This is a genomic window from Marinicrinis lubricantis (genome assembly GCF_042658665.1).
In the GTDB taxonomy this organism is placed as follows: domain Bacteria; phylum Bacillota; class Bacilli; order Paenibacillales; family KCTC-33676; genus Marinicrinis; species Marinicrinis lubricantis.
Window position 1 is genome coordinate 104,689 of sequence record NZ_JBHSQV010000035.1, and the last position, 21,646, is coordinate 126,334.

21 protein-coding genes are annotated in these 21,646 nt (G+C 46.2%); 2 read left to right on the top strand and 19 right to left on the bottom strand.

The features are described from left to right. Nucleotides 1-12: 12 nt before the first annotated feature. The 6 genes from ACFPXP_RS06425 to ACFPXP_RS06450 form a co-directional block, all read right to left on the bottom strand. Nucleotides 13-1,215, bottom strand: coding sequence for an acetate/propionate family kinase (locus ACFPXP_RS06425; protein WP_379893388.1), 1,203 nt, complete (start codon nt 1,213-1,215; stop codon nt 13-15). Further along, nucleotides 1,212-2,081: a 3-hydroxyacyl-CoA dehydrogenase family protein gene (locus ACFPXP_RS06430; protein ID WP_379893389.1), complete on the bottom strand. Its 870-nt coding sequence runs from the start codon at nt 2,079-2,081 to the stop codon at nt 1,212-1,214. Before ACFPXP_RS06430 ends, ACFPXP_RS06425 begins: the two co-directional genes overlap by 4 nt. 480 nt (nt 2,082-2,561) lie before the next feature. Then, the gene (locus tag ACFPXP_RS06435) at nt 2,562-4,076 is read right to left on the bottom strand and encodes an AAA family ATPase (RefSeq protein WP_379893390.1); all 1,515 of its coding nucleotides are present in this window, start codon (nt 4,074-4,076) and stop codon (nt 2,562-2,564) included. Further along, nucleotides 4,069-4,608, bottom strand: a complete 540-nt coding sequence (locus tag ACFPXP_RS06440) for a hypothetical protein (protein WP_379893391.1) — start codon at nt 4,606-4,608, stop codon at nt 4,069-4,071. Before ACFPXP_RS06440 ends, ACFPXP_RS06435 begins: the two co-directional genes overlap by 8 nt. 241 nt (nt 4,609-4,849) lie before the next feature. After that, on the bottom strand, nt 4,850-5,347 hold the full coding sequence (locus ACFPXP_RS06445; protein ID WP_379893392.1) for a cell wall elongation regulator TseB-like domain-containing protein: 498 nt from the start codon (nt 5,345-5,347) through the stop codon (nt 4,850-4,852). Between the two features lie 15 nt (nt 5,348-5,362). Further along, nucleotides 5,363-6,664, bottom strand: coding sequence for an amidohydrolase (locus tag ACFPXP_RS06450; protein ID WP_379893393.1), 1,302 nt, complete (start codon nt 6,662-6,664; stop codon nt 5,363-5,365). Nucleotides 6,665-7,033: 369 nt separating this feature from the next. Between ACFPXP_RS06450 and ACFPXP_RS06455 the strand changes: the two genes are divergently transcribed. Then, nucleotides 7,034-7,657: a DUF47 domain-containing protein gene (locus tag ACFPXP_RS06455; RefSeq protein ID WP_379893394.1), complete on the top strand. Its 624-nt coding sequence runs from the start codon at nt 7,034-7,036 to the stop codon at nt 7,655-7,657. Then, nucleotides 7,602-8,654 (top strand): inorganic phosphate transporter, encoded by a 1,053-nt coding sequence (locus ACFPXP_RS06460; protein WP_379893396.1) that lies wholly within the window; start codon nt 7,602-7,604, stop codon nt 8,652-8,654. Before ACFPXP_RS06455 ends, ACFPXP_RS06460 begins: the two co-directional genes overlap by 56 nt. A 107-nt stretch (nt 8,655-8,761) precedes the next feature. Here ACFPXP_RS06460 and ACFPXP_RS06465 read toward each other — a convergent pair whose 3' ends face one another. The 13 genes from ACFPXP_RS06465 to dapB all read right to left on the bottom strand — a co-directional run bounded on the left by ACFPXP_RS06465 (nt 8,762) and on the right by dapB (nt 21,636). After that, nucleotides 8,762-9,160, bottom strand: coding sequence for a DUF3052 domain-containing protein (locus ACFPXP_RS06465; RefSeq protein ID WP_379893397.1), 399 nt, complete (start codon nt 9,158-9,160; stop codon nt 8,762-8,764). Nucleotides 9,161-9,205: 45 nt separating this feature from the next. Next, nucleotides 9,206-9,826, bottom strand: a complete 621-nt coding sequence (locus tag ACFPXP_RS06470; RefSeq protein WP_379893398.1) for a redox-sensing transcriptional repressor Rex — start codon at nt 9,824-9,826, stop codon at nt 9,206-9,208. A 3-nt stretch (nt 9,827-9,829) separates the two neighbouring features. Next, nucleotides 9,830-12,712, bottom strand: a complete 2,883-nt coding sequence (gene dinG, locus ACFPXP_RS06475; RefSeq protein WP_379893399.1) for an ATP-dependent DNA helicase DinG — start codon at nt 12,710-12,712, stop codon at nt 9,830-9,832. An 83-nt stretch (nt 12,713-12,795) separates the two neighbouring features. Next, complete coding sequence (locus ACFPXP_RS06480) at nt 12,796-13,437, bottom strand: tetratricopeptide repeat protein (protein ID WP_379893400.1); 642 nt, start codon at nt 13,435-13,437, stop codon at nt 12,796-12,798. Nucleotides 13,438-13,576: 139 nt separating this feature from the next. Beyond that, complete coding sequence (gene panD / locus ACFPXP_RS06485; protein ID WP_379893401.1) at nt 13,577-13,960, bottom strand: aspartate 1-decarboxylase; 384 nt, start codon at nt 13,958-13,960, stop codon at nt 13,577-13,579. Between the two features lie 76 nt (nt 13,961-14,036). Beyond that, on the bottom strand, nt 14,037-14,906 hold the full coding sequence (gene panC / locus ACFPXP_RS06490; protein WP_379893402.1) for a pantoate--beta-alanine ligase: 870 nt from the start codon (nt 14,904-14,906) through the stop codon (nt 14,037-14,039). Between the two features lie 13 nt (nt 14,907-14,919). Then, entirely contained in the window at nt 14,920-15,774 is an 855-nt protein-coding gene (panB, locus tag ACFPXP_RS06495) for a 3-methyl-2-oxobutanoate hydroxymethyltransferase (RefSeq protein WP_379893403.1), read from the bottom strand. A gap of 347 nt (nt 15,775-16,121) precedes the next feature. Then, nucleotides 16,122-17,096, bottom strand: a complete 975-nt coding sequence (locus tag ACFPXP_RS06500) for a biotin--[acetyl-CoA-carboxylase] ligase (RefSeq protein WP_379893404.1) — start codon at nt 17,094-17,096, stop codon at nt 16,122-16,124. After that, complete coding sequence (locus ACFPXP_RS06505) at nt 17,096-18,400, bottom strand: CCA tRNA nucleotidyltransferase (protein WP_379893405.1); 1,305 nt, start codon at nt 18,398-18,400, stop codon at nt 17,096-17,098. Before ACFPXP_RS06505 ends, ACFPXP_RS06500 begins: the two co-directional genes overlap by 1 nt. 63 nt (nt 18,401-18,463) lie before the next feature. Beyond that, nucleotides 18,464-19,636: an N-acetyl-alpha-D-glucosaminyl L-malate synthase BshA gene (gene bshA, locus ACFPXP_RS06510; protein ID WP_379893406.1), complete on the bottom strand. Its 1,173-nt coding sequence runs from the start codon at nt 19,634-19,636 to the stop codon at nt 18,464-18,466. 24 nt (nt 19,637-19,660) lie between these two features. Continuing rightward, nucleotides 19,661-20,353 carry a bacillithiol biosynthesis deacetylase BshB1 gene (gene bshB1, locus ACFPXP_RS06515; protein ID WP_379893408.1) on the bottom strand — a complete coding sequence of 231 codons (693 nt, stop codon included), beginning with the start codon at nt 20,351-20,353 and terminating at the stop codon, nt 19,661-19,663. Next, a complete protein-coding gene (locus ACFPXP_RS06520; RefSeq protein ID WP_379893409.1) occupies nt 20,346-20,777 on the bottom strand; it encodes a methylglyoxal synthase in 432 nt (143 codons plus the stop codon). The genes bshB1 and ACFPXP_RS06520 overlap by 8 nt, the downstream gene beginning before the upstream one ends. Nucleotides 20,778-20,835: 58 nt before the next feature. Further along, nucleotides 20,836-21,636, bottom strand: coding sequence for a 4-hydroxy-tetrahydrodipicolinate reductase (dapB, locus tag ACFPXP_RS06525; protein WP_379893411.1), 801 nt, complete (start codon nt 21,634-21,636; stop codon nt 20,836-20,838). Nucleotides 21,637-21,646: the final 10 nt, after the last annotated feature.

Sequence of the window (21,646 nt, forward strand, 5' to 3'; positions counted from 1 at the left end):
AAATGCATCGTTTTATTTATTCTTTACCAACTCATACGTATCACGAGCAATGACGAGTTCTTCATTCGTTGGAACGACCAGCACGGTGACCTTCGATTGATCCGTTGTAATACGGCGAATTTCCGAGGAACGAACTTCATTAGCTTGTTCGTCCAATTCAATACCGAAATAGGTCAGATTGCTGCAGATCGCTTTTCGCAAGTAGGAAGCATTTTCCCCCACACCAGCGGTGAATACCATCACATCAAATCCGTTCATAGCGGCAGCATAGGAACCGATATACTTCCGAATACGATATTCGTACATATCAAATGCCAGCTTGGCGTTCGTATCGCCTTTTTGAACCCCTTCAATAATTTCGCGCATATCACTGCTGATACCGGAAATCGCCAACAGACCGCTGTGCTTATTCAGCATCGAGTTGATTTCGCTCATCGTCAGATCCTCTTTAGCCATCGTGAATGGTACAATCGCAGGATCGATATCCCCGCTTCTTGTTCCCATCATTAAGCCTTCAAGTGGTGTCATGCCCATGCTTGTATCGAACGAATGCCCGTTTAATACCGCCGTCAAGCTGCCGCCGTTTCCGATATGACATGTAATCATCTTCAAGTCTTCCAGCGGTTTTCCTAAATATTCAGCAGCCTTTTGACTGACGTAGTAATGGGAAGTTCCATGAAACCCATAGCGTCTAATTTTATGCTTTGTGTACAGCACCTTGGGAATAGGATATAAATACGATTCCGGCGGCATCGTTTGATGGAATGCCGTATCGAACACGGCCGTTTGCGGTACATTTGGCAGGTTGGCGTCTACTGCATTGATCCCCATCATGGCTGGCGGGTTATGAAGCGGTGCAAGATCGAACAGCTTGCGAATTTCTTGTCTTACCTCCGCATCGACCAGTACCGAGCTGGAGAAGCTCTCTCCTCCATGAACGACGCGATGACCGACAGCGTTAATTTCATCAATGGAAGACAAAATACCGTGCTCCGGATGAATAAGCATATCAAGTACCTTCTTGATCGCCACATTATGATCCAGAATTTCGCTTACTTCCGTAATTTCTTGTTTGCCCATCGACTCATGAACGAGGATCGAAGATTCGAAACCGATACGCTCCACGCGGCCTTTCGCAAGCATCGATTCCTGCTCCATATTGTACAGCTGATATTTCAAAGAAGAACTTCCGGCATTAATCACTAAAATTTTCATTTGATTCTGTCACCATCCTTATCATATCTGAAGAAACCTTCGCCTGTTTTTACACCGAGGTGCCCAGCGCGAACCATCTTTTTCAATAAGAAGGATGGACGGTACTTGATATCCCCAAATTCACGGAACATCCGTTCCATCGCAGCAAGTACAGAATCTAAACCATAACGGTCACATGCTTCAAGCGGTCCATACTTAAAGTCGTAACCCACTCTCATCGCCGTATCAATATCTTCCGCAGAAGCTACACCCTCTTGAAGAACATGCAGAGCTTCATTGATCAGAATACAAATTAAACGTGTCGTCACAAATCCCGGTGATTCATAGACCATGATTCCATTTTTTTGAATCGTGTCCTCTACGAACGTTTTCGTCGCGTTAAACGTTTCTTCCGAAGTCTTTAAGCCGCGAATAATTTCGACGAGATTAATTTTTGAAACGGGCGGAATAAAATGCAGTCCAATCACACGTTCCGGGTGGCGTGTCTTTCCTGCCATCTCAGTCAAGCTCAAAGTAGATGTATTGGATGCTAAAATAATGTTTGCGGGACAATGTTCATCCAGCTTCGCAAACACCTCATCTTTCTTTTCTAAATCCTCTGTGATCGTTTCGATCACCATATCGCACTGAGACAGCTTGCTGTAATCGGTCACTAATTGAATGCGCGACAAGATCAGTTTCTTCTCCGATTGGGTGATTGCCCATTTTTCTATTTGCTTGTCGAGACTCATTTCAATTTGTTCATAGGACCAATTCAGCTTCTGCTCGGATTGTTCCATTAAGTAAACTTCGAGGCCTTTTTCTGACAGCATCTCGGCAATGCCCTGCCCCATCGTTCCTCCTCCGATAACTCCTATCCTTTTCACGTATAACGCTCCTTTTTGCTTCTATTCCTTGCTGTAGACCATCATCCGCATACAGATGAGATTAGCCCGACCTTTACTGTTTTTGTTTGGTCAAGCCTTATTGTTCAACCACTTTAAGTCCATTCGAACTTTGAACGTGTCTCTCCCAGCACCCTGCGGCACTGCACATAAAAAATTCGGACCTATTAAAGAGGCATTATCTTCAATAATACACTGTTTTTCACCAAGTTTCACCATATTCCACAAAACGTTCACAGGACACACGTTGGAACACTTGATTTTCAATTAGCCTTATTATGTGTAGACGGAACTCAAACATTCCAGGATGAAAAAAACGCCTTACGGCGTCCTATGGTTCGTGAATAAGTTATGCGAGTAAAGGGTGAGTGCGGATTAGCCTTTGGGACTCCATTGCAGCCGTGTTCTTTTCATTCAAAATTGCGGTTATATCTAAGTAGTTAAAAAAAATAGCCTCCGCCATTAAGAGGCGGAAGCCTGAGTGTGATTTGCTGCACTTTCTGCAAGCAAAACTCTGAATCGTTCGCCGGAAAGCACTTCTTCCTTCAACAGAATGTCCAAGGAGTGCTCGAATACGCTTCGATGCGCTTCTAGAAGTGCCTTTGTTTCGGCCATCAATTCATCTAATATTTGTTGATTTTGCTTGACGAGCATTTCTTGAGGCACCATATCCGTATGAACGATTCCCAGATCGGTCATCCCAGAATCGATCATGGTTCGTACCATATTTAAGGCCTGCTCAAAGTCGTTTCTTGAGCCGGTGCTGCGTCCACCGTAAAAGATTTCTTCCGCGGCAGCTCCGCCCAATGCGATCATGATTTGATGCTGTAAAAATGTTTTCGTATATAGATACTGATCCTTATGCGGATGGTGTCTGACGTAACCGAGCGCTTGCCCTCTTGGGCTTAGCGCAACCTGCGATACGGCACCCGGACGAACACACTCGGCCGCAATGGCATGTCCCAGCTCATGCAGCGCCACTCTTTCCTTCTCTTCTTGCGTCGATTCGCGATCCGTCTTTTCCCCCATCATGACTTTGTCTATCGCAAACGATAGATGCTGCTGCCCGATGGTTTCCGAACCATCACGCATCGCATAAATCGCCGCTTCGTTCATGACACTCTCCAGCTGAGCACCGGAGAATTGAAATGTCTCATCCGCGACCTTCTCCAGTTCGACTTCTGGATCCAGCGGCTTATTGTTCGCATGAAGCTTCAAAATATGCATTCTCCCCTGCTTGTCCGGCAAATCCACCTGAATATGACGGTCGAAGCGTCCTGGACGCAGCAGCGCCGAATCCAACATTTCTTTGCGGTTCGTTGCGGCAATCAGCAATATTCTTGGTGTATCTTCCGAATGAATTCCATCCATCTCGGTCAGAAGCTGGTTCAGCGTTTGGTCGTATTCTCTTTGCTGACCTCCGTCACGCTTACCGCCGATCACATCAATTTCATCGATGAAAATGATCGCGTTTTGCTTTTCTTCCTTTGCGCAGCGGTTTTTCGCTTCCTTGAACAAATCACGGATACGGCTCGCGCCGACACCAACATACATTTCCACGAACTCGGAGCCGGAAGCGGCTAGGAAAACAGAATCTGTATAATGGGCTGCAGCTTTAGCCATCAGTGTTTTCCCTGTTCCTGGTGGACCCGTCAGCAATATGCCTTTAAGCGGACGAATGCCCAGCTTCGATATTTCATCGGCTCTATTCAGGAAATCCATCGCTTCCATAAGCTCTTTTTTCGCGCGTTCCTGTCCGCCAATATCATCAAAGGTAAGTACCTGCGGTTTCTTCGATACCTTGGACGAACGCCTCGAAGAAACCCCTACGGCCCCTTTCATTCGTGTCATATAGAACAATGCGCCGACAACGACTCCCACTAGCAACAGCGGCAGCATATTTACGCCGATAAAGGCTAGAAAAATGAGGAAGATCGGAATCATACCCAGCGTCAATTCCTTATAGTACTTATTCATTCGGCCACACCCCCATAGAAGCCGGCGTACGCGGCAAAATGATGAACTTACTTGCATCACCATGAACTAATCGGATATATACATTGTTGTCGTCAATCTCTGCTGAAGCCTGCAGGCCTTCCAATTCGCCAGCATACTTCTCAAGAATTGCCGGGATCTCGCTGTAAGCTTGATGATCCATAGCTTGAGCCATATCAAACAGTACAGAAGACCACCAGCCGTCAAGCTCCGGAGAGGATTCGTTATGAACCTGAAGCTCAAGCTGTTTGTTCTGAAGCGCCTCTTTTTGCTCGGTCTTCACCTGCTGTACAATCGCATTCAGACTAGCGTCCTGCTGCAATGTTAAATCAAGTACAACCTTCGAGCCGCTGAACGAAACGTCCGCAGACTCAATTCCATCCATCTGATGAATCGTATTTAAAAAAGGAGACTTGACGCCAAATTGCTGATAAGCGAACCAACCTCCAAAACATAATACAGCAGTGATAACTGCGGAGATCATCATAGGAACGGGACGCACTTTCCAATTCATCTTGGACGTCCTCCTTTCAATATATAAGCATGATTTATTTGTCATTTGCGAGTGAACAGTATTGCGATACGAAGGCATCCTTGTTTGTGTCCATGAGTATATCAACTTCATCTATCAACTGATTGCATAAAAGAGTATATCACATCAGCAGACTATTCTCGAATGTAATGGTTGGAAACAAAAAAGACAGCCCGGCGCAATGATATCATGCCAGCTGTCTTTTCCCAATGATACTTTATATTTAACGAATACTCATCGTATACGTCTCTAACAATTCACCATCACTAAATCGATAGAAGTCATAATAATGCCGATCTCCCTGCTCCTCATCCTGCTTATAGAACACTTCCCATACTAGCTCGTCCTCCCATTTGCCTGGAACGATGCGAATGATCTCTTTTTCGGGAGACGATTTCTTCAGCTGCTGCTCCAGTATATTCTCCGTGATCCCATCCTTCGCATAACGAGCGGTGACATCCCCTTCTTCTTCCCCCACCCAGACGATCATCGAATCCTCTTGTTCGTCCTTTCCATAAACAATGACATAGCTTTTTTCACCGTTATAGATCTCGGTATTATCGACCTGGTTCATGTCGCTTGAGCGGATAGCAATTTGCTCGGCTCTTTGCTCGCTCTCCCATGGCTCTTCGAAGATTTGCAGATAGGTTCGGTAACCGAGCACAACCAAGGTGAGCAGGATTACACCCAATGCCAGCCATGCTTTCATCTTATTACTCATACCAACACCCCGTCATCAGGTCGCCATCAAACGATCGTAGCAGGATTGTGCCTCGAACCTAATTTTTTCTTCATCTAATGTAAGCAGCTCACGGTTCTTCATCAATCTTTTACCATCGACCCACACATCGGTCACATCATGGCCGGAAGCCGAATAGATCACATGGGAAGCATAATCCGACTTCGGATACAGATGAGACTGCTCGATATCAAGTGCAATCAAGTCCGCTTTGTACCCTTCTTTAAGCTGTCCAACCTGATCCAGCCAAATCGACTCCGCTCCATATACCGTCCCCATCTTCAATGCTTCCGTAGCAGGAACCGCTGTTGGATCCCCGGACACTCCCTTATGAATCAGGGCTGCCAGGCGCATTTCCTCAAACATGTCCAGATTGTTGTTGCTTGCGGGACCATCCGTACCTAGTGAAACTAAAATTCCTGCCTTCAACAACTCGGGAACTCTAGCGATTCCGCTGGCCAATTTCAAGTTGCTTCCCGGATTGTGGGAAATCCGTACGTCTTTCGAACATAAAATGTCAATCTCCTCGTCCGTGAGATGAACGCCGTGTGCGATGATGCACGGACGATCAAATACACCGAGCTTTGACAGATGCATGACCGGTCGGAGTCCATATTCCTTCACGTTGTCTTCCACTTCTTTGGCTGTCTCGGACATATGGGTATGGACCGGTAGATCCAATTCGGCCGAAGCGGCGACGACCTTCTCGATAAAAGATGGAGGACACGTATATGGAGAATGCGGAGCCATCATCACCGTAATCCGTCCATTTGCCTGCAAATGCCAATCCTTCGCGAACTGAACAGCCTCCTGCAGCTTCGCATTCTGCTCCGCATCATTACAGCCAAGCGCAATCATGCCGCGAGTGAGTCTCGCTCTCATTCCCGCTTCCTCTACCGCTTTTGCCACCTCGTCCATATGATCATACATGTCGACAAAGCTCGTTGTACCGCTTTTAATCATCTCCGTGATCGAAAGCAAACTGCCCCATTTTACGTCCTGTGCCGTGAATTTGGCTTCATTCGGCCACATCTTCTCCTGCAGCCATACCTGCAGCGCTAAATCGTCGCCAATACCGCGAAGCAGAGACATCGCGGCATGATTATGCGTATTCACTAATCCCGGCATAAATAACTTCCCGGTCCCGTCCACAATTTCACTAAAAACAGATTCATCGATAACGTTCTGATTCGTCAGTTCTTTTATCCTGTCATCCTCAATGACCATAGATCCTTTGATCATCGGTCTCTTCTCGTCCATCGTCAGAAACGTACCATTTTTAATTAACCACTTACCCATTCGTTTCACCTGCTTTTTATTAAATCCATTACATTCATTATTAGTCATTCATACCATCTTTACCAATGTACATTTCTTGAGTATGAAAATCAACTGAATGACAAACAATACATTCGCCAAAAGGTAGAAACCATCTTGTTTCACCAAAATACGGTATATCCTTACATGGATCACTAAAAACTGACGATAGAATGTAAATTTTTCATGAATATTTCATTGTGATTTATGTCGTATTATGATAAATTTTTCAGGGTGGCCATTCTTCATAAATTGTCCAATAAGGAGGTCCAACCCTTGGTAATACTGTAATAATTTATGAGATGAATGGCAAGAGTAAGATTCTTAATATAGAAGGGGAGCTTACATACGATGCTTTTTTTCGGCAGGAAAAATGATGATGAATTTTTGAACCTGTTGCTGCAGTCTGCTGAGAATACGCTGAAAGGCGCTCAAATGTTTCGGACTGCTTTGATGGGTGAAAAGGAGCCTAACGCATACGTTGCCTCCATTAAGGAATTAGAAAGTAAGGGCGATGACATCACGCACCAAATTTTCAAACGATTGAATCAAGTATTCTTAACTCCTCTCGATCGAGAAGATATTATGGAACTGGCTGTAAAAGTCGACGATGTCATCGACGGAATTGAAGCCACCATGGCACGCTTCGAATATTTAAATGTCAGTGCTTCCGATGATTATATGAAAGGATTCACCGAAATTCTTGTATCCTCTTGCGAGCACATTCTAGAAGCGTTTAAACTGCTGTCCAAAAAGAAATATATGCAAATTCATGAACATACTGTCGTCATCAACGACTTGGAAAATCAGGCAGATAAATTAATGCGGGATGGCATTCGGGAAATTTTCAGCGATCCGAAAGATCCATATACAGACTTTAAACTAAAGGAAATCTATGAACGTCTGGAAGAAACCACCGATGCCTGCGAGGACGTTGCAGATATCCTTGAAAGCGTGGTTCTCCGTTATGGTTGAAGGTTTGTCCCTGATCGTTATCATTATTATCGTTCTAGCCTTGTTGTTCGACTTTACGAACGGCTGGAATGATTCGGCTAATGCCATTGCAACGGTTGTCGGTACCCGAGTGCTGAAGCCATATCAGGCTGTATTGCTCGCCGCCGTGCTGAACTTAGTCGGAGCATTCGCTTTCACCGCGGTGGCTAAAATGATTAGTAAAGGTATCGTCAATCCAGACTCGATCACACTGCTGGTTGTTGTCTCACTGCTTATCGCATCGATTATATGGAATATTATTATGACCATGGTCGGCATGCCGATCAGCGCCTCGCATTCATTAATCGGAGCCATGGTGGGGGCATCCGTTTCTTACGGAGGATTCGATGTGCTCGTTTCAGGAGGATTGATTAAGGTATTAATCGGCCTTCTCGTTTCCCCTGTACTAGGCGCACTTTTTGCATTTGTCATCATGAAAATATTGCAGCTGATTGCTGGGAATTTATCGCCGTCCAAAGTAAAAAGATCTTTCAATATCCTTCAGCTTCTCTCCGTTTCCTTCATGGCGTTCAGTCACGGGGCATCCGATGCTCAGAAAGCGATGGGGATTATCATGCTCGCCTTAGTTGCAGGTAATGTAGGCGGGTTAACGATGGAAAGCGACATTCCATTCTGGGTCATCACCTCTTGCGGTCTGGCGATCGCACTAGGTACTGCAATCGGTGGCAAGAAGGTAATTGCGACGATGGGAACCAAATTAACCAAGCTCGAATCGATCCACGGATTCGCCGCCGAAACGGCTGCAGCCATTATTTTGACAGGTGTAGCGAAGATTGGTCTTCCCGTCAGCTCGACACATACGATTACCGGTTCCATTATCGGTGTCGGATTGTCCAACCGTGTGAATTCTGTTCGATGGAATGTCGCCGGAAAAATTGTATATGCTTGGGTGTTAACATTACCGGGAACAGCCATTATGGCTTTTCTCATTTACCAACTTCTTCAATTCTTAGAATAAAACGAAAGGCTGTCATACATCGATACGCAGGGTAAGGCGCTGCGATGTATGACAGCCTTTTTTATATTCTTTAATGAGTATAACCATCGTTCGATCCCGTTTTGTTCCTACTTGGATTTTATCAAATCCTTATGTCTGAAGCGAAGTGCCGACCAGTCCTCATCAATCGCGATCTGACGGACTCCGGTATAATTCAGACAGTTCAGCGCATCCCACCCACGATCCCGATGAATATCCGCTTCATACTTCTTCGATGTCTTCTTCGGATAAGCGAACCACAGCACTCCATCTGAATGCAGACGCTCTACCGCCATTCCGGCATATTGCTCAACCTCGTGCTGAGACTTCACAAAAATAAGAATGAAGTTGTAATGATCTTCTTTAGGTTCGGTATGAATCTCGTAAGGAGCCAATTCCTTCATCGTCCCTGCAAATTGTTGCGGGCTGCCCACGATGAGCATCGGCCCTTCTTCCTTGTACTGCAGCTTTTTCAATAAGGGATGCATGACATTTGTCCTCCAGTCCGTCTTGTTGTAGAATCGCCAAGAAACTCAATCCAAATAATACGCCAAGCTGTGGAGCTCAGCGGTAAAATCGGCTTGATGAATGCGGATATGGGAAGGAACCTTAATAATCGTTGGCGCAAAGTTAAGAATCGCTTCAATCCCCGCCTGTACAAATTGATCCGCTACATGTTGAGCGACAGCCGAAGGAACCGTGATAATGCCGACACGAATTTTCTGTTCATTGACGGTCTCGCTCAGCTTGTCCATTGGCAGTACCGTCAATTGGTTAATCTGTGTCCCTATTTTATTCGGAGATGCATCGAAAACAGCGGTAATCTTCATCGTATTTTTCAAATACGTATTGTAATTGCACAGTGCATGCCCTAAGTTCCCCGCTCCAACCAACGCCACAGGAATGACTTGATCCAGCTTTAAGATATGACGTATTTTCTCGATTAAATAACCGACGTCATAACCAATGCCTTTCTTGCCGAACTCACCGAAGTAGGCGAGATCTTTACGAATTTGTGCGGGATTTAAATTTAAACGCTGCCCCAGCTCTTGCGAAGAAACGGTCTGTACCTCACTCATTCTCAGTTCGTTTAAATACCGAAGATAGATCGGAAGCCGCCTGACAACAGCCTCAGAAATTTTCATCTCTTTCATGAACTACCGCCCTTCTTTCATAACATCCGGTTGAACCTCTTTCTCCTCGTCAAACCATTCCTTCACTCGATGAATCATCTGCTGCTTCGACATATGCTCGATTTTAGGTCCCGGCAATGAATATAAAAAGTGTTTTCCATAATAGGTGTCAATCACTCGTGTATCATAAATAATGACAACGCCGCGATCTGATGATGTGCGGATCAATCTGCCGAAGCCTTGCTTAAAGCGTATGACGGCCTGCGGAACCGAGTAATGCATAAATGGATTTTTATTCTGCTGTTTTAGGAAGTCCGATTTCGCTTCCGCTACGGGATGATTCGGCGGCTGGAACGGCAGCCGTACGATACATAAGCAGCTTAGATCGTCCCCTGGAATGTCTACGCCTTCCCAGAAGCTGCTTGTCCCAAGAAGTACACAATTCGGGCTGTCTGTAAACCATTTGGTCAGCTTGCTGCGGTTATTGCTGTCTACCCCTTGACCAAGCACTTGTATGCCTGTTCCTTGCAGCTTTTCCTTCAAGCCGCCATGAACCATTTTCAGCATACGGTACGAAGTGAATAACACGAGCATGCGTCCGTCTGTTACTTGAGCGACTTCAGAGAGTGATTGTATTAATTCGAGAGCGAACTCCTTCTCTCCTGCAATCCCCTTCAATTTTGGAAAATCACGAGGAATGCATACCAATACATTTTTTCTATAATTAAAAGGAGAGGGCAGCTGAACGGTCTGCAGCTTATTCTTCTCTGCAAAGCCGCTTAAGCCTACCTGTTCCTTCACATACTCGAAGTTTTGATTGACACTAAGAGTCGCCGAAGTCATTACAATGCTGTCCTTCGCATCAAAAAACATTTCCTTCAGCATCATGCTGACATCGACAGGGACCGTGTACAATTGAATCGACTTATGCCGATACTGCACATTTGCCTCGAGCCAATATACATCATTCGTATTTTTCATCTTAACGAAAAATCGAAGGTCGTCCCTGCACCGTACAATATCCTTATATGATCCGTTCAAATCCGTAATTAAGCTTTGAAGCTCAAAATCCCCTGCTTCTTCCTTCAGTTCCTCCATCAAACGCTGGAGCGACTTGATCAATTCACCGCTGTCCGCATGGATATTATCTTCGATGGTCCGAAGGAGTTCCCACTCCTTCGGAGGCTCCGACGGTTTAAAACGAACTACGATTTGCCCCGTTTCCTGTGCGGCAGCTGTTTCCTGAGGAGATACCCAATGCTGATATAACATGTGATGGAACTCTTCCCAATGCTCCTTGATTTTCTCAATTCGCTGTATCGATTGTTCGATCAAATCGACCCATGTCTCCGACTTCTCGTGACCGTTATTCTCTAACAAGCTTTTTAAGGTGATCAGCTTTCCCTGGTAAGCATCCTTATACAGCCAGTTCAAGGCATGCGATAACGAAAAATAATTGATTTGGATACCCAGATGCTTACCTGCCGTCTCGTCAAACTGATGCGCCTCATCAATAATTAACGACTGATAGGCTGGTAAAATTCGATGATCCGCTTTCTGATCGGTGAAAAGCAGCGAATGATTCGTAATCACAACATCGGCCTTTTGTGCATCATTGCGGGCTCGATGGTAGAAGCATTTGCGGAACCAAGGACAAGAACGGTTCAAACATGAATCTGTGTCGCTTGCCACGCTTTGCCAGAAATCGGCGCCTCTTTGCCCCAGGTGAATTTCTTCTTCATCCCCAATCTTCGTCTCTCCAAGCCAGACGATCATTTGAGCCGCTAACAGCACCTGCTCCCTATTTGCATCATAATCCTTTAGATTTATTTTCTGCTCAAACTTTCTTAAGCATAGATAATGGGATCTGCCTTTTAATACAGCGGCGTGGAAAGGGTGTGGAGAAATTTCGTGCAGCAGCGGAAGATCTCTTTGCTTAATTTGCTCCTGCAAATTGATGGTATGCGTACTGATAGCCACTTTCTCTTGATTTTTCAGGCTGTAATAGATGGATGGGATTAAGTAACCTAATGATTTGCCGGTACCTGTTCCTGCTTCAACGATGAGATGCTTTTCTTCGGCGAAAGCTTCCATCACCTGCCGGATCATTTCCGTCTGCGCTTCCCGCTCTTCATATTTCGCAAATTTTTGCTTCAGATTGTCTCTCATTTGTTCGTAGAACGCTTCGAACGTTTCCTCGATGGGCTCTGCCGTGCTCTCAGGCATTTCATCTGCCCAATCCTCGACATTTAAAGCGAACTGCCGGTAACTTAATGTCGATTCTTCCAAGTCACCCTGAGTTTCCTTTAGAAACAGCAGCTGATCGATCCACCACTTCAAGTCAGAGAGCTGAGCGGCGGGCTCGTCAAAAAGATAAGAAAGTCTCTGAACGGTCAAATAGGGCAGCTGATTCAGCTTCTGTATACATTGTATGAAGATCAGCGCAGTCGCTTCTGCGTCACTGTCCGCTTTATGCGGTTCAAGATGAGGCACCCCCAGCGCAGAAGAAACCATCGACAATTGAAGGCTTGGAAGATCAGGATATAAGAAGCGAAGCAGATCCATCGTATCCAGCACAAGGCCAGAGAATGGAGAATAACCGCATTGATCAAGGGCTCTTTGCAAAAATCCCAGATCAAATGCGGCATGATGTGCGACGAAAATCGATTGTTCAAGATACGGCAGCATATCTGCTATCGCATCCTCGATCGATGGCGCATCCTTCACCATGTCATCCGTAATCCCGGTTAATTGGGTAACGGATTCCGGTATAGATGCCTTCGGTTTCACGAATGTATTGTATTTATCTATAATTTGATCCTGTTCTACAACGACAAGACCGATTTGTATAATTTCGTCCTGCTGCAGAGGACCTGTTGTTTCAAAATCCATAACTGCATATTTCATGTTTCGGGTCCATTCCTTTCAGCTTACACCACAACATTTCTATATAAGGATACCAAAGAATGGACGGCTGTGGAAATACAAAATTATTGGATAAGTCCTGAATTATACAAAACCTTTTGCGGCAAATTCAAATCAATATCGGTGATCGGTTCTTTTAAGGATGGGTCCAGCTGTTCCGCCATCGAAAAAAACTGCTGCGCCTGTTCTGCATTGGCTTTTTGTGCATGAATACAGCCCATGGCATTGAACGAAATGGCTTTAATTGAAGGTTCTTCAGCAACCGATGTAATTAATTGAAAATGGCGATAGGCGTCGTTTAGCTGTCCTTCATGCAGACAGCTTAGTCCCAGAAACAGTCTGGCCGGCAAAAAATCCGGCTGCATCGATAGAACCTGCTCCATCTCCCCTATGGCATGACGGTACATCATCAGTTCAAAATAACCTTGTCCTCGCTCATAATGAGTTCTTGAGGCCTCCTGCAGCGGAAACATCATGTCATTAGTTACAGGGACATACAACGTGGAGGGTGATGCCATTTTAAGCGGGTTGAGCTTCGATATTTTTTCCTCAAAATCAAGCCATTCTTCGATACAAACATCGCTCATCGAACGAAGAACCGCTAATTTCTCGTCCAGTTCCTGCCTTTTCTCCTGACTTGCGGAGGCATACTGGCTGGCAATCTCCTCTAATACCTCATTCATCGCTGCGAATAACTGCTTAAACATGACTGTGCCCCCTTAGAACGAGACTGAGCTCAGTACTGCCCTTTTAGCAGCCCGTGTAATCAGTCTTTGCTCTGGGACTGTTTTTCATTCATCCATCTTACACCGCCGCCTAAGGGAACATTGACATGTGTTTCAACACTTAAACTGTCGTGGAATGAGGTTCCTCCTGAACAAGTCTCTCCACCTGATTGCGCTCATTGACAAAAGCAACCTTAGGCTGATGATTCCGCGCTTCTTCCTTTGTCATCCATTCATATGAGATGATAATGACCGTGTCGCCCGGCTGCACAAGTCGTGCAGCAGCACCGTTTAGGCAGATGACGCCTGAACCGCGAGGACCTGGAATGACATAAGTCTCCAATCGCGCTCCATTGTAGTTGTTCACGATTTGCACTTTCTCATTCGGCAAAATGTCAGTGGCTTCCATTAAGTCCTGATCAATCGTAATGCTGCCAATATAGTTCAAATTCGCTTCAGTCACGGTTGCTCGGTGAATTTTCGATTTCATCATCGTCAAATACATGGGTAGTCCCCCTTTTATGTTCATGTCTCACATGATGATGTCCTGTATGTTGGTCGTATGTTTTCAATCACAAGCATTACGGCTGCAGCGTGAAAATATGGTTATCGATCAAACGGGTGGCGCCAAATTTCACAGCTAAGGCGGCAATATATTTCCCTGTCATTTGAGCGAGCATCTGACCTTCTTCAGGCGGTTCCAGCTCTGGATATTTCAATATCTCGACATAATCAATATGTGCCAGGGGCGCTTTCGATATTTGCTCGGTAAGCCGGTTTCGAATCTGCTCTAAGGTCAGAGTGCGCTCTTGCAGCCAATCATTCAATGCTGATAAGGATTGCGACAGTACAACCGCTTGTTTTCGTTCCTCCGCATTCAAATATTTATTTCTTGAACTAAGCGCCAAACCGTCGGCTTCGCGGACGATCGGACAAGGAACGATGTCAATATCCATATTCAAATCGCCCGCCATTTGTTCAATGACCGCCACTTGCTGGGCGTCCTTCAAACCAAAGAATGCTTTATTCGGTTGAATAATATGAAACAGCTTTGAGACCACGGTCGAAACGCCGTCAAAGTGTCCAGGTCTCGAAGCGCCGCACAGCTTATCAGTTACCTCCGCCACCTGAACCTTCGTACGAATAGGCTGCGGGTACATCTCCTTTACGGAAGGCATAAAGACGCAATCTACTTGCTCATTACGCGCAATGGACAGATCCCTTTCCTCATCCCGCGGATACGTCTCGTAATCCTCATTCGGTCCAAATTGAATCGGATTAACAAAAATACTGAGCACCCTGATGTCCGTCTGTTTCTTTGCAGCTTGCATCAGGCTTTGATGACCTTCATGTAAATACCCCATCGTCGGTACGAATCCGATGGTTTTTCCCTGCTCTTTCCACAGCTTCACTGCTTTTCTCATCTCATGTATGGTTCGAATGACTTCCATTGTTCTACCTGCTTTACTTTAATTTATGTTTTAAATCGGCGCTAACCGTTTCGTTCAAATGAAACACATGTTCCTCGGCAGGAAATTGACCTGCTTTCACTTCGGTAACATAGGAATGAACAGCCTCTGTCACATGCTGCCCCAACTCAGCATAAGATTTTACAAATTTGGGCTTGAGCGGACTAGCATATTGCAGCAAATCATGGTAAACGAGGACCTGACCATCGCAGTATCTTCCAGCTCCAATCCCAATCGTAGGAATGCTGATGCGGGAGGAAATCCACTGTGCCAGTTCCTCAGGTACCATCTCCAGTACAACGGCAAAAGCACCAGCTTGTTCTAAACTCACTGCATCCGAAAGCAGCTTTTCCGCCTGTGCCGTATCTTTCCCTTGTACGCGGTATCCGCCTAATTGGTGGACAGCTTGCGGTGTTAATCCAATATGTCCGACGATCGGGATCCCTGCCTTCACTAATGCCGAAACCGTGGAAGCGATTTCCGCTCCTCCTTCCAGCTTAAGCGCCCGGCAAAGGCCTTCCTGCATCAATCGTGCAGCGTTTTTCATCGTCGTATCTATATTTCCATGGTAGCTGAGAAAAGGCATATCCGTGACGACAAAGGTATTGGGTGCCCCCCTCGTTACCGCCTTCGTATGATGCAGCATATCTTCGATCGTGACGGGAATCGTAGATTCGTACCCCAACACGACCATCCCAAGCGAATCTCCGACCAAAAGCATATCCGCACCCGCTTTTTCAGACAGCTTCGCGGCAGGATAATCGTATGCGGTCACCATCGCAATTTTGCTGCCTTCCTTTTTCATTTTCCTGAAATCGGTAACGCTCAACATTTTTCTTTTTTCATCCATTCACAGTGCACCTCCCAAGAGATTGTGAACGAAAAAGCGCTGTAATTCCTATCAGCATGCTTTCAGATTATTGATGTCAAAAGCCGTTCAGTTCCTGATAAAAACTGTCTTATAAATAAATAAAAAAAGCGCTTTTCCGCTCTCTCCGAGAACAAAAAGCACCTGTACGCAAAAAGATCCTATTTTGAATCCCTCTGTCTCGGTCCTTTCGGCTCAGAGCAGAAACCAAACAAAAAACAAAACACGACACATTCTTAGCATTCGTCACGCAAGTGCAGTTCATCCGATACTGCCTCGCTGGATTATTATATCAAATATCTCAGCCTCACAAAAGAGATAACCATCTTTTAAAAAGGAGATTTCAAATCGCCGGAGTAAAGGGGAGTACATTCTCCAGGCGATGTTTCCACAATCAAGGCGCCCCATGGATTAATTCCTACAGCTTTTCCTGTAATCTTACCACTGAGCGTCTCCACCGTAACGGTCTGCTGCAGTGTGGAGCTAAGCGCTTCCCATAAGGATTTGATTGGCTCAAAGCCTTTCTGCAAATACAAATCGTACAACTGCTCCAATTCATACAAAATATCGCAGAGCAATGACTCCCTGTCAATATGTCTTCCTGCCGCGATTTTTAATGATGTCGAGCGCTGTACCGAAGCTTCATCAAAATCGTCTGTGTCCAAGTTTACATTAATACCGATCCCCGCAACGGCTAGTTTTACCCGTTCGTCCTCCGCTGACGTTTCAAGCAAAATACCGGCACACTTTTTCCCATGAATTAATAGATCATTAGGCCACTTGATGGAAGCTGGGATCTCCATACGATTCATCACCCTGCATACGGCGACTGCAATCAGCAAAGTTAACTGCGGAGTAAATTGAAGAGTGACGCTTGGTTTTAACACCAAACTGACCCATAACCCCTTGCCGGATGGAGACAGCCAGCTTCTGCCCATCCGTCCTTTGCCTGCAGTTTGTGTTTCAGCCACGATCAATAGACCTTCTTGCGCCCCTTCTTCCTTTGCTGCGATTTCGAACGCTTTTTGCTGTGTTGACGGAAGGGATTCATACACTTTGAGCTCATGACCCAATCGCTTCGTCCGCAGCATACTGGCGATTCGGCTGGGGAGAATTCGTTCTGGCTCACGGATAAAACGATAGCCGTTCCGCGGCTGCGCCTCGATCAAATAGCCTTCTTTGCGTAGTTGACGAATATGCTTCCACACCGCCGTGCGGCTGCAGTTTAATTGATTGCTGATTTCCTCGCCGGATAGAAATTGTCCCGGATGCTTTGCAAACAGCTGCAGTATTTGATCCAGCATTAATCGATACCTCCTTGCATCCCTTGCTCTTGCCATTTTCCCGCTGCCTGAAGCAGTACTTCGCGCTCATTCGGCAGGTCTCCCAATGCGCACTGAAGCAGCAGGGTTTTCAATATTTCACCCATTCGGGGGCCGGGACGGATCCCTGCCGTAATTAAATCTTTGCCCGTTACATTCAGATCGGCTGCAGATTGAACGGGAACAGCCATTAACCTCTCTTGAACTTTTGCGCCATAAGTATGTAAAAGCTGAACAAAACTGTCGGAAGCCTTTCGTTGAAACACGAGAGGAGCTTGTTCCAGCAAGCTGAGTGCGTGCAGAACAGGTTCACGTCCATAGCGAACCGACCAGCGAATGAACGGCTTTATTCCATCTTCATGAGCACCATCCCATGTTTTCCACTGCTCCAGCACATGTAACACAGCAGCCGTCTCTTCTACAAAGCGATTCGGATACTTGAGTATCTTGAGCGCTTCCGAGGCGATCATCGGATCACAATTCAACGTCCACAACACAGCGCACCATCTTGCCTGAGATCCACTCAATCGGCGAAGCCACTGTTCCAGTCCCGGATGAAGAACAGCCTCCCACATTTCAGGGCTTATCGGCAGCTCCTCTTTCAGGTTCCGGATAAATCCGTGCCGCAGCAAATGCCGGAGTCCAACCCAAGGCCTAGGACCGGCCATCATACGTTCCCATTCCGCTTGAACACGCTCCATCGCTATATATTTTAACAGCGTGCTGCATTGTTCTAACGCCTGCTCTGTTCGCTGCTCAATATCAAACCCGTAATTGGCAGAAAATCGAACGCAGCGGATCAGCCTTAGCGCATCTTCTTGAAACCGTTCCGCCGGATTACCGACAGAGCGGATGAGCCGGTCTTCTATATCCTTTTTCCCGCCGAAAGGATCAATCAGCTCCAAGTGCCGGTTCATGGCCATCGCGTTCATCGTAAAGTCCCTTCGCCGCAAATCGTCCTCCAGCCTGGAAACATACTCAACCTTCTTCGGTCTGCGATACTGTTCATACTCCGATTCCGTACGAAAGGTCGTAACCTCAAAGCTGTGATGTTCCATCATAACGGTCACGGTACCATGCTTTAGTCCAGTCGGTATACAATGAGGAAATATGTGAAGAACTTGTTCCGGCAGTGCATTGGTTGTCAAATCAATATCATGAATCGGTCTGCCGAGCAAACTGTCCCTCACATATCCGCCCACAAAAAAAGCAAGATAGCCATGCTGCTCCAATTTCTCCAGCACTTGAACCGCTTCCTGCTCCATAAGAGATAATGTTTTGCTCATTGTCATCACTTCTAACGTTGAATTGTCTTTATGCCCTGGACTCCATGTGTCCGTTCCATATTACTACATCCTATCCGCACTCGATACTTCGCATACAGGGACCTTTACCGGCTTGCTCTTTCCGAGGACCCGATAATAGATTTCCTCATATTGATCGGCGATCAGATCGTTGCAGAATACATTCCTTGCACGATGCAAGCAGGCTTCCCTGAACTGTTCATACTTCACTTCGTTTCGAAGCAGGTCGATCGCGTACCGAGTCATGGTATCTGTATCGCCAATCGGCGCCAAATATCCCGTTTCCCCATGCGTGATCAATTCAGGAATGCCGCCTGCATTTGAACCGATTGTGGGTACTCCGCAAGCCATCGCTTCCAATGCGACTAATCCAAAGCTCTCCTTCTCTGAAGGCAGCAGAAGCAGATCGGCCATTGAGATCACTTCGGCGACATCATCCTGTTTGCCTAGAAAAACAACTTTGTCCTCAAGGCCATATTCCTTTACTTTACACTGAGCCTTAGGAAGGTCGGGACCTTCACCGACGAGCAGCAGCTTGGATGGAACGGATTTGCTCACCTTCGCAAACACATCCACGACATCGAGGATGCGTTTCACCGGCCTGAAATTAGAAATATGCATCAAAATTTTTTCATTCGGATCCGCATAATCTGATCTTAATTGTTTGCATGCCCGAGGATAATATATTCGTTTATCGACAAAATTGTAGGCAAGGTCGATGTGTCTATCAATATCAAGCAGCTTGCGCGTTTCATCAATTAAATCCTGTGAAACGGCCGTAACCGCATCGCTGCGATTGATTCCGAGCCGTATTAATTCCTTCAACGATTCTTCCTGCGCCAATATCGTAATATCCGTGCCGTGCAGCGTCGTCACAACCTTCAGCTGGTCCCCAACCATTTGTTTCGCGAGAAAAGCACAGACCGCATGCGGCAAGGCGTAATGGACATGCAACACGTCAAGCTTTTGCATTTCCACGACTTGTGCCATTTTACTAGCCAAGGACAAATCGTACGGCGGATATTTGAATACATAATAATCACTGACTTCTACTTCGTGGTAAAAAATATTTTTATCGTATCTTCCTAATCGAAAAGGAAGACTATGGGTTATAAAATGAACTTGATGGCCTCGTTCCGCCATCATTTTCCCTAGTTCGGTAGCTACGACTCCGGAGCCGCCCAACGTAGGATAGCAGGTGATCCCAATTTTCAACATATTGTCTGCCCCCTGAGCTCTCACTTAAATCCAGTTCAAAAGCAGCGGCTGTCTGCTTACGAATCCCTCGGCGTAGAGCGTCCTCACCCTTTGTCCAGCTAGATAATCCCTAGCTTTAACTCTTTCCAAATACCCCTCCGTGAGTGGAGTTGCCACACTGTCCACATCTAATTTCATAAATTGTGACCTGTAGGCTGCCAAGCTCTCCATTTTCTTATCGTGGTACTGACTCACATCGATCAGAAAGTTCGGCTCGTCGGTATCATTGATGAAATAGTAATAGTGCTGCTCCACAGTCCAAGCCGGCCACTCCGGCGCATAATTTCTCAATTTCGCGTTAAAAACGGCCTGATCGCTCATTTGGCTGCAGCTGATGTGGTCCGGATGGCGGTCTTTCCAATATGGAGCAAATACGAGCCTTGGACGATACCTCCGAATGACTTGCACCATCGCACGAATTTGCTCCTCAGAGCCGGTTAAACCTCTGTCCGGCAAGCGCAAATTGATCCGATCGGCTAGTTTCAGCACTTCAGACGCTCTAGCCGCTTCCTTCTGTCTAATCTCAACCGTTCCATTAGATGACATCTCGGCCAACGTTAAATCACAAATCGCAACCTTATGACCAGCATCGGTATATTTGGCTATCGTTCCGCCCATCCCGATTTCTGCATCATCGGGATGGGCGGCAAATACGAGCAAATCATAAGTTTCACTCATGCGAATCTTCCTTCTTGTGCTGGTGAAGAACTTGCCTCCACTGTAAATCCCCGCGGTCTAATGCCTTGACTAAAATTTCCCCCGTGGCAATATTTGTTGCGAGGGGAATACCTTGAACATCGCACAAACGAAGCAGTGCGATAATATCAGGCTCGTGAGGCTGCGCCATTAATGGATCTCTGAGGAAAATCACCATATCCATTTCATTTTGGGCAACCAAGGCACCGATCTGCTGATCTCCGCCCAGCGGACCGGACATAAAGCGGTGTACCTGCAGCTTCGTATTTTCCATGATGCGAGTACCTGTTGTACCCGTGGCATATAAGCGGTGATGGCTTAACACTTTTTCGTAGGCAATGACGAAGTTTACCATCTCCTCTTTTTTGCGGTCATGAGCGATTAAAGCAATATTTAGGGCTGTCAATATGGACCACTCCTCTCCAGTTCATAATGAAATGTATACTCCTGTCCGGGCGATTTCTCTAATCTAAGAAATGCTCAAATCCATAAACTAGATGATCGACTTCCATGACTTTTTTAATCGCAACGTTCACTCCCGGCATGTATCCTGCACGATCATAAGAATCATGACGGATTTTCAAGGTCTGTCCGTGACCGCCAAAGATAACCTCCTGCTGAGCAAACACACCCGGAAGCCTAACGCTATGTATTCTAAATCCATTATAATAGGCTCCACGCGCACCTTCCAGCGTTTCTTCCTCATTCGGATTACCCTGCTTCAGCTCTTCTCTGACGCTGGCGATCATTTCAGCTGTTTTCACCGAGGTTCCCGAAGGCGCATCCAGCTTCTGATCCCCGTGGTATTCAATAATCTCGACATGTGGCAAATATTTTGACGCCTGCGCGGCAAACTTCATCATCAGGATCGCACCGATCGAGAAATTAGGTGCAATTAAACCGCCGATACCTTTTTCACGGCAAAGCTTGTCCAGCGCTTCAACATCCTCCGGTTTGAATCCGGTTGTACCGATCACTGGCCTAACTCCATGCTCGATCGACAGCTGAGTATGGCGCACGGAAAGCTGTGGAGTGGTAAAGTCAACAAGCACATCAGGCTTTGTCTCCACTAAAGCCAGCTCGAGGTCCGATCGGATCATCACACCGCACGGCTGCTCGCCCACGGCTGTTCCTGCATCTCCTCCCTCTTTGCCGCTCACTGCAGCGACAAGCTTTAGACTAGAGTCCTGAAGCACCATCTTTACAACTTCCCGGCCCATTCTTCCCGTCGCACCGGAAACTGCTACTTTGATCTGTTCACTCATGTTCTAACTC